The organism is Chryseobacterium sp. GVT01B, from assembly GCF_019970045.1.
Lineage (GTDB): Bacteria > Bacteroidota > Bacteroidia > Flavobacteriales > Weeksellaceae > Chryseobacterium.
This window is the reverse complement of the sequence record NZ_JAHXYI010000011.1, coordinates 114,874-126,871: the sequence shown is the minus strand read 5'-3', so window position 1 is coordinate 126,871 and position 11,998 is coordinate 114,874. Positions and strand designations below refer to the sequence as shown.

10 protein-coding genes are annotated in these 11,998 nt (G+C 36.7%); all 10 read left to right on the top strand.

The window, feature by feature from the left end; all coding sequences use genetic code 11:
- Positions 1–547: 547 nt before the first annotated feature.
- The 10 genes from LC457_RS22255 (at position 548) to LC457_RS22215 (ending at position 11,965) form a co-directional block, all read left to right on the top strand.
- Entirely contained in the window at positions 548–1,870 is a 1,323-nt protein-coding gene (locus LC457_RS22255; RefSeq protein WP_223601791.1) for a sigma-54 dependent transcriptional regulator, read from the top strand.
- A 353-nt stretch (positions 1,871–2,223) separates the two neighbouring features.
- On the top strand, positions 2,224–2,301 hold the full coding sequence (locus LC457_RS23540) for a potassium-transporting ATPase subunit F (protein ID WP_077415921.1): 78 nt from the start codon (positions 2,224–2,226) through the stop codon (positions 2,299–2,301).
- A gap of 6 nt (positions 2,302–2,307) precedes the next feature.
- Positions 2,308–4,002, top strand: a complete 1,695-nt coding sequence (gene kdpA / locus LC457_RS22250) for a potassium-transporting ATPase subunit KdpA (RefSeq protein ID WP_223601790.1) — start codon at positions 2,308–2,310, stop codon at positions 4,000–4,002.
- A gap of 177 nt (positions 4,003–4,179) precedes the next feature.
- The gene (gene kdpB / locus LC457_RS22245) at positions 4,180–6,219 is read left to right on the top strand and encodes a potassium-transporting ATPase subunit KdpB (RefSeq protein ID WP_223601789.1); all 2,040 of its coding nucleotides are present in this window, start codon (positions 4,180–4,182) and stop codon (positions 6,217–6,219) included.
- A gap of 10 nt (positions 6,220–6,229) precedes the next feature.
- Entirely contained in the window at positions 6,230–6,787 is a 558-nt protein-coding gene (kdpC, locus tag LC457_RS22240; protein ID WP_223601788.1) for a potassium-transporting ATPase subunit KdpC, read from the top strand.
- Between the two features lie 70 nt (positions 6,788–6,857).
- Positions 6,858–7,943 (top strand): porin, encoded by a 1,086-nt coding sequence (locus LC457_RS22235; RefSeq protein ID WP_223601787.1) that lies wholly within the window; start codon positions 6,858–6,860, stop codon positions 7,941–7,943.
- Positions 7,944–8,000: 57 nt separating this feature from the next.
- Positions 8,001–9,110: a sensor protein KdpD gene (locus LC457_RS22230; RefSeq protein WP_223601786.1), complete on the top strand. Its 1,110-nt coding sequence runs from the start codon at positions 8,001–8,003 to the stop codon at positions 9,108–9,110.
- 5 nt (positions 9,111–9,115) lie between these two features.
- Positions 9,116–10,831 carry an ATP-binding protein gene (locus LC457_RS22225; protein ID WP_223601785.1) on the top strand — a complete coding sequence of 572 codons (1,716 nt, stop codon included), beginning with the start codon at positions 9,116–9,118 and terminating at the stop codon, positions 10,829–10,831.
- 76 nt (positions 10,832–10,907) lie between these two features.
- Positions 10,908–11,372 carry a hypothetical protein gene (locus LC457_RS22220; RefSeq protein ID WP_223601784.1) on the top strand — a complete coding sequence of 155 codons (465 nt, stop codon included), beginning with the start codon at positions 10,908–10,910 and terminating at the stop codon, positions 11,370–11,372.
- A gap of 89 nt (positions 11,373–11,461) precedes the next feature.
- A complete protein-coding gene (locus LC457_RS22215; protein WP_223601783.1) occupies positions 11,462–11,965 on the top strand; it encodes a hypothetical protein in 504 nt (167 codons plus the stop codon).
- The last annotated feature ends 33 nt before the right edge of the window (positions 11,966–11,998 follow it).

Below are 11,998 nucleotides of genomic sequence, written 5' to 3'. Positions count from 1 at the left end.
AAAGCAATGAGTAATCAATAATGATTAATGGTTCCTGTTTCCAACCAATACCAGAGATCCTTCATCATTGATTATTTATCACTTATCATTGATAGCACTCCCTTGTCACTCCGAAGGAGTCTAAACAAGCCATTTTATTCTATTATCAAGTATGTCTAAGTATACATCACTTAAATATTAAAAACTCTGTGCTACTCCCTTGAATCCTTTAGACTCTAATAGTGCGACTGGATTCCTACGGAATGACATAGTTGGGATATTAGAACTCACCATTTAAAACAGATAATTCTTAATCTATACCCACAACTCATAATTCATAATTTATAATTGATAATTCGTCTTCCCTAGCCCCGATAGTAATGGTTACCCCGGAGCAGGCACGGAACGCTTCGGCTATAGTCTGGGAAAGCCTTGGTGTGAGGAGTATGAATGGATAGCGGGAAAATGCTCCTGAAATTTCAGAGTCGTTCAGAAAACTATTCTCTATAATCCCTATTTTCCTCGAATAAATTCAATAAGTTTGTATCAGTTTTCCAAAAATAATTATATGTCAGGAAACATTCTGATCATCGATGATGAGATCAAACTCCTCAAGTTACTGGGAATGATCCTCTCCCAAGAAAATTTTAATGTAAAAGAAGCTTCTACGGCACGTTCAGCGATGACAATGCTGGAGCAATATGATTTTGATGTTGTTCTAAGCGATGTCCGTCTGCCTGATGCTTTTGGAGTAGAATTGATAAAGTCTATTAAAAGCAAATATCCTCAGCTGGAAATTATTCTGATGACGGCTTTCGGTAATATTACTGATGCAGTGCAGGCTATGAAGAATGGAGCATATGATTACCTGGTGAAAGGTGATGATAATGAAAAAATTATCCCATTGGTATATAAGGCTCTTGAGAAGGTAAAAGATAACAAATCAAGAACGGTACAGCAGATTGTCACCAAAGGATTTGACCAGATCATAGGGAAATCACCATTAATTTTGCAGGCCAAGAAATTGGCTGAAAAAGTAGCTTTAACGGACGCTGCTGTTTTGCTCACAGGGGAAACAGGAACGGGTAAAGAAGTCTTTGCCAGTGCGATTCATGAAGGGAGTGACAGAAAGAAAAACAGCTTTGTGGCAATCAACTGTTCGGCATTCAGTAAAGAGATTCTTGAAAGCGAGCTTTTTGGGCACAAACAAGGAGCTTTTACAGGAGCCATTAAGGATAAAAAGGGATTGATTGAAGAAGCAAATGGAGGTACTTTGTTTCTGGATGAAATTGGCGAGATGCCGATAGAACTTCAGGCCAAGCTGCTTAGAGTTTTGGAAACCAGGGAATTTATCAAAATGGGTGAGACGAAAGTTTCAAAATCTGATTTCAGATTAATTGCAGCTACTAACAGAGATCTTGAAGATGAAATAAAGCAGGGAAACTTCAGAGAAGATCTCTATTTCAGACTGAATGTATTTGAAATCACTCTTCCGTCTTTGCGCAATAGAAAAGAAGATCTGAAAGCACTTGCGAAGAACTTTATTGACCTTTTTTCTCATAAACTTCATTTGTCGTCTGTTCAGGTAAGTCCGGACTATTATAAAGCGCTAGAGAAAAACGATTGGAAGGGAAATATTCGTGAACTAAGAAATGCCGTGGAACGAAGTTTAATTTTGATGGATAACAACATCCTTGACGCGGACAGTCTTCCTCATTATTCTGAGAAAGCCGCTCCGGAAAGTGATTCGCTGAGCATCCGTTCCCTGGAAAAAATACATATTCAAAAAGTATTACAATATACAAAAGGAAATAAAGCAGAAGCAGCCAGATTACTTGAGATTGGCATTGCCACGCTATACCGTAAACTGGAAGAATACGGATTAAAATAAACCGATTATCATTTTAATAAAGAGCCTATCATTTTGATAGGCTTTTCTGTTTTTATTGAGTGCTTGTGTGTGGTTTAAAGTATTGATATTTAATTATTTAAATATTTCATTCTTTAAATGGACCTTGTTTTGGCATATAGTCTCTGAATAAAATATTTAAAAATGACAATTTCAAGAAAAACGTTTAAAAAACGGGAGCATTCTACTTTTAGTCTGCTGATTGTATCGTATGTATTGTTGACTCTTTTAACCCTAATGATTAAGATATGATGCTTATAAGTTTAATTCTGCTTTTTGCAGTGTTGTTTTGGCTTTTATGTAAATCAGTTGAATTTTTTGATAGAATATAAATTATGTGGAGTTTATTTTTCCTCTCAATACTTGCCTTTGTGTATATCTGTTATGTTTTAATAAAACCTGAAAAATTTTAAACAATCATGAATACAGAAATTTTAGGCATTATAGCAATGTTTGCTGTCACGTTAGTTATCGGAATTTTTTTAGGAAAATATATAGCTAATGTTTATGGATACAAAAAGACTTTTCTTGATCCTGTCTTTGAACCCATTGAAAAGTTAATTTATAAAGTTTCGGGGATTAATCCTGCTCGTCAGATGAATTGGAAGCAGAATATGTACGCTATGCTGGCGATTAACCTTATATGGTTCATCATTGGATTCCTTCTTTTACTCAATCAGGCTTGGCTTCCTTTAAATCCTGATGGGAATCCGAATATGTCACCCGATTTGGCTTTTAATACGACCATTTCGTTTTTAGTAAACTGTAATCTACAGCACTATTCGGGAGAAACAGGAGTAAGCTACCTGAGCCAGCTTTATCTGATGTTTTTGCAGTTTGTAACGGCAGCAACAGGGATGGCAGCAATGGCGGTTCTTTTTAAAGCTTTTAAAGAAAAAACAAGCACAGAATTAGGTAATTTCTACGATTTTTTCACAAAATCAATGATAAGAATTCTGGTTCCGATAAGTATAATTGTTGCTTTAATTCTTTCTATCAACGGAAGTCCGATGACTTTTGAAGGAAAAGATCATATTATCACATTAGAAGGTCAAAAGGCTGATGTTTCCAGAGGACCTGTATCTGCATTTGTTGTAATCAAACACTTAGGAACTAATGGTGGAGGATTTTTTGGAGCGAATTCAGCACATCCACTTGAAAATCCTAATTATATGACCAATATGACAGAGATGGTCACTCAGATGATCATTCCTTTTGCATTGGTATTTGCACTGGGTTTTTATCTGAATAAAAGAAAGCTGTCATGGGTGATCTTTACCGTAATGACAGTCGGTTTTCTGGCACTTACCATTCCGAATATCGTGAATGAAACAGGTGGAAATCCTCTGATTACACAAATGGGAACAGACAGCAGTCTTGGAGCTATGGAAGGGAAAGAAATCCGTTTCGGAAGTGCTGCATCAGGGTATTGGAGTATTGCCACTACAGTAATTTCTACAGGATCTGTGAATGCTATGCATGACAGTACAATGCCGCTTTCGGGGATGAATGAGCTGCTTGCCATGATGATCAACTGCTTCTACGGAGGTTGTGGAGTCGGAATCCTGAACTATTTCATCTTTATCATTCTTGCGGTGTTCATCAGTGGTTTGATGGTTGGAAGGACTCCTGAATTCATGGGCAAAAAGATTGAAGCCAAAGAGATGAAAATTGCTATGATTGTAGCTTTATTCCATCCTTTCTTAATTCTTGCAGGAACAGCTTTAACGGCTTATTTACCGGAATTCGGAGCAAAGACATTGAATAATCCAGGTTTCCATGGATTCAGTGAAATGCTGTATGAGTTTACTTCTTCTGCAGCCAATAACGGATCCGGATTTGAAGGACTTGGAGATAATACACCTTGGTGGAATATTTCAACGGGAATTGTTCTTTTATTATCAAGATTCATCCCGATTATAGGCCCTGTTGCTATTGCCGGATTACTGGCACAGAAAAAATATATTCCGGAAAGTTCAGGAACACTGAAAACAGATACAGCTACTTTCGGCTTTATGACCCTGGCGGTGATTTTGCTGATAGCAGCATTGTCATTCTTCCCTGCATTGACCTTAGGACCTATTGCAGAGCAGATTCAGTATTTCTCAAAATAAAAATGTGAACATTAAAAATTAAAATCAATTTTCAACCATTAAGGAAGCCGAAAAGTTAGGAAGCTAGTCTGACAACTTACTGAAACGTTCACTTAATATTATCTATATCTATCCTCATGATCTGGCAGACCTTAATGGTTACTATTGATTTACAATGATATAAATTCTTTCAAAAAAATGAAAAATCAGTCACAAACATTGTTTCAAAGAGATTTGGTAAACGAAGCGATAAAACAGTCCTTTGTAAAGCTGAATCCGAAAATCATGTTTAAAAATCCAGTAATGTTCCTGGTGGAAATCGGAACCATTGTCATGTTTATAGTAAGCATGTTCAGCCTGACTGGTGATAAAACCCAGGGAAGTTTTTCCTATAACTTTTTAGTATTTATTATTTTATTTTTCACAGTTCTGTTTGCCAATTTTGCAGAAGCTATAGCAGAAGCAAGAGGAAAAGCTCAGGCTGATACCCTCAGAAAAACAAGAGAAGAAACTCCGGCCAAACTGATACTTGATAACAAGCCGGGATTTCAGGTAGAAACAAGATTGAAGATGTCTGCTGAAATGACATTAGGTGATATTTTCCTTTGTGAAGCCGGGGATCAGATTCCGATGGATGGAGAGATTATTGAAGGTCTTGCAACCATTGATGAATCAGCAATTACCGGAGAAAGTGCACCTGTAATCCGTGAATCCGGAGGAGATAAAAGTTCTGTAACAGGAGGTACAAAAGTTCTTTCAGACAGAATTAAAGTAAAAGTAACCACAAAACCGGGAGAATCCTTCCTAGATAAAATGATTGCCCTTGTAGAAGGAGCATCAAGACAGAAAACACCTAACGAAATCGCATTAACCATACTTCTGGCAGGATTTACCCTTACATTTATCATCGTTACTCTCACTCTCAAACCATTTGCAGACTATGCGCAGACTCCGATTACCATAGCGGCATTTATATCTCTTTTCGTTTGTCTTATTCCGACAACCATCGGTGGTCTGCTTTCTGCAATCGGGATTGCGGGAATGGACAGGGCTTTGAGAGCAAATGTGATTACCAAAAGTGGTAAAGCCGTAGAAACAGCGGGAGATATTGATGTTCTGTTGCTTGATAAAACCGGAACAATCACTATCGGAAACCGTAAGGCAACTCAGTTTCATCCTGCAAACGGAATCGAACTTGAGAAATTTATTAAAGCTTCCGCACTAAGTTCTGTAGCTGATGAAACTCCGGAAGGAAAATCAATCATTGAATTAAGTGCTTTGAAATCTGAAGATTTATTAGTTGCTAATCCTGTTTATATTGATTTTACAGCAGAAACCAGAACTTCAGGGATCGATTTTGACGAAACAAGAATCCGTAAAGGAGCTTATGATACAATAAAAAAACTGACTGAAAAAGCCGGGAATATCTTCCCACAGGAAACCCAGGAAGCGGTGACCAAAATTTCTGAAAACGGAGGAACTCCTCTGGTAGTTTCTGTGAATGAAAAAGTATGGGGCGTTATTGAACTTCAGGATATCATCAAAACCGGAATTCAGGAACGTTTCCAAAGACTGAGAAAGATGGGAGTGAAAACGGTAATGGTAACCGGAGATAACCCTCTGACTGCAAAATTTATCGCAGAAAAAGCAGGAGTAGACGATTTTATCGCTGAAGCAAAACCTGAAGATAAGATGAATTACATCAAAAAGGAACAACAGGAAGGTAAGCTGGTCGCAATGATGGGTGACGGTACCAATGATGCTCCGGCATTAGCTCAGGCAGATGTAGGTGTAGCCATGAACAGTGGAACACAGGCTGCAAAAGAAGCCGGAAACATGGTAGACCTTGATAATGACCCTACAAAGCTTATCGAAATCGTAGAAATTGGTAAACAGCTGCTGATGACAAGAGGAACATTGACAACTTTCAGTATTGCGAATGATGTGGCGAAATATTTTGCCATTATCCCTGCACTCTTTATCACTTTTATTCCCTCCCTCCAAAAGTTGAATATTATGAACCTTCACAGCCCGGAAACAGCCATATTATCAGCGGTTATTTTCAATGCAGTGATCATTCCGTTCCTGATTCCGCTGGCGTTAAAAGGAGTGGCTTATAAGCCGATCGGTGCAAGTGCCTTATTGAGAAGAAACCTTTTGATCTACGGTCTGGGCGGAGTCATCGTTCCTTTCATTGGAATCAAAATCATTGACTTGGTAATCAGTTTATTCTATTAAAATTAAAAAAATGAAAAATCATATTGTTTCAGCATTCAGATTAACTCTTGTAATGCTGGTGGTGACAGGTATTTATCTTGGTGTTGTATATGGAGGATCCAAAATACTTCCTAACAAAGGAAACGGAGAAATTGTCTATGATAAAGGACAGAAGTTTTATGCCAATATCGGACAGGAATTCAAATCCGAAAAATACTTCCACGGCCGTCCTTCATCAGTCAATTATAATGCAGCAGGAAGCGGTGGGAGCAACAAAGGTCCCAGCAATGAAGAATATCTGGAAACAGTTCAGAAAAGAATTGATACTTTAAAAATGAAAAATCCTGAAATGGGAAATACGAAAGTTCCTGTAGAACTTGTTACGGCAAGTGGAAGTGGTCTGGATCCGGATATTTCTGAAGAAGGAGCTTTGTACCAGGCAAAAAGAGTTGCAAAAGCGAGAAACCTTTCAGAAGAGCAGATCAAAAGCTTAATTAATACTCAAACAGAGAAGCCGTTATTAGGACTTTTTGGGCCATCAAAAGTAAATGTACTGAAGCTTAATATTGCTTTGGATCAATTAAAATAATAAATTTAATAATCAATAATCATGTCAAGGTTTTAAACCTTGACATGATGAATACATCTTTAAAAATAAAGTGAAAAAATATCTAACTATATGTGCACTATCAGGGCTGTTTTTAGCCAAAGCACAATCATCAGACTCATTGAAAACAGGAAATAAAGTTACGTTTTCCGCTTATGTAGAACTCTTTTACACCTACGATTTTAATGAACCTGGAAATCATATGCGTCAAAATTTTCTCTACTCATATAACAGACACAATGAAATGAATCTTAATCTGGGATTAGTTAAAGCCAATTACCAAAGTGAAAATATCCGAGCCAATGTTGCTTTAATGGCAGGAACTTACGCTCAGGATAATATGGCCGCTGAACAAAATGCCCTACGTTATGTAAATGAAGCCAATATAGGAATCAAAATTTCTAAAAATAAAAACCTCTGGATTGACGCAGGGATCATGCCTTCACATATCGGTTGGGAAAGTGCTATAGGAAAAGATAATATTAACCTTACGAGAAGTTTTGCTGCTGAAAATTCGCCGTATTTTGAAACAGGAGCCAAAATTTCTTATACCTCAGATAGCGGAAAATGGTTTTTAAGCGGGCTGGTACTGAATGGCTGGCAGCGTATTGCCAAACCGGAAGGAAACCAGAGTATTTCTTTCGGACATCAGGTGACCTATAAACCCAATGATAAAATCACTCTGAACAGCAGTTCATTCATAGGAAATGATAAAGCAAAAGAAGACAAAAGAATGCGGTACTTTCATGATTTGTATGGAAGCTTTCAGTTGACAGATCAGTTTTCCGCAGTATTAGGATTTGATATTGGTGCAGAGCAGAAATCAAAAGGAAGCGAGCAGTATAATATCTGGTACAGCCCGAATGTATTAATGAAATATCAATTAGATAACAAATGGGCATTGGCAGGGAGATTGGAATATTACAATGATAAAAACGGAGTGATTATCAATACCGGAACTCCTAATGGATTTCAGACCTTCGGATATTCCCTCAATGTAGACTATGCGATCTTTAAAAATGTGATTTTCCGTACAGAAGCAAGAGGTTTTACTGCCAAAGATGCCATTTTTGCGAAAAATGATGAATTTAAAAAAGGAAATTTCTTCATTACAACAAGTCTTGCAGCCTGGTTTTAAGAATCAGCTTAACCACAGTTGAACGTGTTTAAAGTAAAATTAAAAAGAATAAAATCAATGTCATCAGCAAAAGATTTTTTAGAACTGATCCAAAAGTCCCGTAAAGGAAAATTCAAAATTTATATCGGGATGAGTGCAGGCGTAGGAAAGAGCTTCCGTATGCTTCAGGAAGCGCATTCTCTTTTGCGAAATGGCATTGATGTAAAGATTGGCTATATCGAAACTCATGGCAGAGAAGAAACTGTTGCCCTTGTAGAAGGTCTTCCAGAAATTGAAAGAAAATCTGTTTTTTATAAAGGAAAAAACCTCGAAGAAATGAATCTTCAGGCCATTATCAACGAACATCCTGAAGTAGTTTTAGTGGACGAGCTGGCGCATACCAACGTAGAAGGTTCCAAAAATAAAAAAAGATGGCAGGATGTGCTGGAAATCCTTGATAACGGCATCAATGTTATCAGTGCGATGAATATTCAGCACATTGAAAGCCTGAATGAAGAAGTCAAGAAAATCACAGGAGTAGAAGTAGCAGAGCGGGTTCCGGATAAGATACTGGCACTTGCGGATGAAGTGGTTAATATTGATCTTACTGCTGATGAGCTTCTTACTCGACTGAAAGAAGGAAAAATCTATAAAAAAGAAAAAATTCAGACGGCACTCAGTAATTTCTTCCAAAGCGGGCATATTCTACAGCTTCGTGAGCTGGCTTTAAAAGAAGTAGCCACCCATGTAGAAAGAAAGGTAGAAACAGAGATCAAAACTGAAAATTTTAAACCCATAAAATTCCTGGCCTGCATCAGCAGCAACGAGAAAATTGCCAAAACGATTATCAGGAAAACAGCAAGGTTAGCCAGCTATTATAACAGTCCATGGACTGTTTTATACGTTCAGAAACCTTCAGAAAATCCTGAAAAAATAGCGTTGGATAAACAGCGGTATTTAATTAATAATTTTAATTTAGCACAGGAATTGGGTGCCAAAGTAGTCCGTATCAAAGAAAGCAGTGTTCATAACGGAATTCTTGAGTATGTGATTGCCCACAATATCACTACGGTTTGCATTGGAAAACCTCATGCCAGTTTCTGGCAGCGGCTGTTGGGTTACAGCTGGATCTATACCCTCATGAACAGGCTGAATGAAAGACAGATAGATATTATTATTTTATCTTAAAAGTAATGAAACTTAAAACGAAACTTACCTTAGGCGTTGGCCTTTTATTTCTGCTGATTGTTCTGCTTTCAGTGATAGGTTCTGTATACATCAATAAATTAAAATCCGATACTGAAAAGATCCTTACAGCCAATTATAATAGTCTGGAGTTTTCCAAGAATATGCTTCTGGCGCTGGATAATATCAGTACAGACAGTACCGTTGCGATAGCAGATTTTCGAAAAAATAACAAGCTGCAGGAAAAAAACCTTACAGAATTTGGAGAAAAAGAAGCCACTCAAAATCTCAATATGCATTTCAGCAGCTATCTGAAAGCACCGGATATCCATAAAGAAAAACTAATCCGTGAGGATCTGGCCAAAATTATGTCTTTGAATATGAAAGGCATAGAAAGAAAGAGTGATATCGCGATTATTACAGCAGAAAATGCCACTTTTTGGATTGTAAGTTTAGGAACCGTATGCTTTCTGATTGCTTTTATTCTGCTTTTCAATTTACCTCAAACTATTGCAGAACCAATCAATCAGCTTACCTTCAGTATCAAACAGATTGCTGATAAAAATTATAATGAGAGGGTTCATTTTAAAGGAAGTGAAGAATTCAACAGCCTGGCGGAGTCCTTCAACAGTATGGCGGAGAAACTTCAGGAGTATGAAAGCAGTACACTTTCCAAGCAGCTGATGGATAAAAAACGTATCGAAACATTGGTCAATAACATGCACGATGCGGTTATTGGTTTAGATGAGAATCATTTTATCTATATGATTAATGATGAAGCGCTGAAAATTACCAATCTTCATAAGGAAGATATTATTGGAAAAACGGCCCATGAAGTAGCTATTAACAATGATCTGATGCGTGAATTGCTGAAAAATATAGATCATCCGGTAAAAGATCCGATTAAAATTGTTCGTGATAATAAAGAAAACTACTTCGAGCAGGATATTATTCCCATCAATATTGTAAAGACAGGCGAAAAAGAAAAAAAATATATCGGAAAGGTAATCTTGTTGAGAAATATTACCCCTTTTAAAGAACTTGATTTTGCTAAAACCAACTTCATTGCAACGATTTCCCACGAACTAAAAACTCCGATTTCTGCAATCAAAATGGGTGTTCAGCTTCTTGGAAACCAAAAGTTTGGAGAACTGAACGAGCAGCAGCAGGAATTATTGAAAAGCATTAATGAAGACGGGCAGCGGTTATTGGATATCACAGGTGAATTGCTTAATCTTTCTCAGGTAGAATCCGGGAATATCAGATTGACTGTAGAGAAATGCTCTCCTAAAGAAATTGTACAGACTGCGGTAAAAAATGTTGAAAAGCTTGCCGAGCAGAAAAATATCTCCATCAGCACAGAATATCTTTTGGAAGACAACGATGCTGTGACTGCCGATTTTGATAAAACAGTCTGGGTAATGAATAACTTTCTTACCAATGCGGTGAAACACTCTTTTCAGGATGAAAATATTAAGATTGTGGTAGAAAAACAGAACTCATTCATTCAGTTCAGTATTATTGATACCGGAAGCGGAATTGATGAAAAATACCACCGCCAGATCTTTGACCGTTATTTTCAGGTTCCCGGCGAACACCAAAATGGAACAGGTTTGGGCTTGGCTATTTCAAAAAATTTCATTGAAAAGCAACATGGAGAAATAGGAGTGAAGAGTTCTCTGAATAACGGAAGTACATTTTATTTCAGACTGCCGGTTTCATAAGGATTATTGTTATACCTTTGAACAGGAAAATATCTGATTTTCTTATTTAAAAATTTGTAATTCTATTCTTTTATTCATGGATCCTTTTTTCTATTTGCCATTGGCAGGTATAGCAGTTTTTATCATCTCAAGAATTTTCTTTTATGTGCAGAAAAATAAAATTATTGAAAAATATCAGCAGCCGGATGCGGTAGTTTTTAAAAATATCCATGGCACCATTGTTTCAGTAACTAAAGGAGGTCTTAGCTATAGTAAAAAATTTCGATGGTGTAGTTTTGAAATTTTCATGAATCAGAATTCTATATTTTTGTTTCCTAAAGATTTTTACATTGTTCCCGGTAAGTGTATTAATCTGAGATTTGGATCAGATAGAAGAAATACAAAAAATCCGGAAGTTCTGAGAGAATTTCATATACATGACAATTATGTGGAACTCATTCTTTATCCTGACTGGATGCCCAATACAAAGCGCACAATTTCTTTGGAAGGACTAAATAAGGCAGAAATTTTGCTGTTTCGGAAAGCTTTGATTAAGGAATAGTAGTTTAAGCAGTTATTTCAGACTACCAGTTGTAAGGATTATTGTTATTTGTTATATTTTAGCGCTATAAAATTAAATAACCTAAACCTGTGAATATTAAAACAATTGCTCTTTTTTGGGGACTAGTAATATCAAATTTTTGCTTTAGTCAGCAAAAATTTCGTGAAAACTTTAATTTAAAACTTCCGGTGGATTCTGTGAGATACTATCAGCAAGAAGTTAAAAAATCTCCCTATTTTGTTGAGGAAAATACTTTGCAAATTTATCCTGGTGAACACTTATTTATTGAAGCAGATATTAAAGATGGAAAACTGGAATCTATGAAGGTGGTTAAAGAGAATGTAAACCCGTCAAAGACCATAGAAATAGAGTTTTCGCAGGATGTTGAAGGCAGAAAACATAAAGGAATGATGCTTCAGGTAAGTAATCCCTTTGATAAAAATCTCTTATATGATGCGACAATGTATACTTTAAAGGAACCTAAATGGATTGAAACCTCCATTCTTCCAGTAAAACCTAAGTTGACAGGCTTTGAGTTATGGAACGACGTTATTATTACTCTTGTCCTTCATAACTGGAGATTACAAAACTGACAATCCTATTCTTTATATTTACGCTAAAATAAA

Bases quoted from the DNA above. Each gene is read 5' to 3' on its own strand.
- LC457_RS22255 (WP_223601791.1), top strand. From the start codon at position 548: ATGTCAGGAAACATTCTGATCATCGATGATGAGATCAAACTCCTCAAG.
- LC457_RS23540 (WP_077415921.1), top strand. From the start codon at position 2,224: ATGTGGAGTTTATTTTTCCTCTCAATACTTGCCTTTGTGTATATCTGT.
- kdpA (WP_223601790.1), top strand. From the start codon at position 2,308: ATGAATACAGAAATTTTAGGCATTATAGCAATGTTTGCTGTCACGTTA.
- kdpB (WP_223601789.1), top strand. From the start codon at position 4,180: ATGAAAAATCAGTCACAAACATTGTTTCAAAGAGATTTGGTAAACGAA.
- kdpC (WP_223601788.1), top strand. From the start codon at position 6,230: ATGAAAAATCATATTGTTTCAGCATTCAGATTAACTCTTGTAATGCTG.
- LC457_RS22230 (WP_223601786.1), top strand. From the start codon at position 8,001: ATGTCATCAGCAAAAGATTTTTTAGAACTGATCCAAAAGTCCCGTAAA.
- LC457_RS22225 (WP_223601785.1), top strand. From the start codon at position 9,116: ATGAAACTTAAAACGAAACTTACCTTAGGCGTTGGCCTTTTATTTCTG.
- LC457_RS22220 (WP_223601784.1), top strand. From the start codon at position 10,908: ATGGATCCTTTTTTCTATTTGCCATTGGCAGGTATAGCAGTTTTTATC.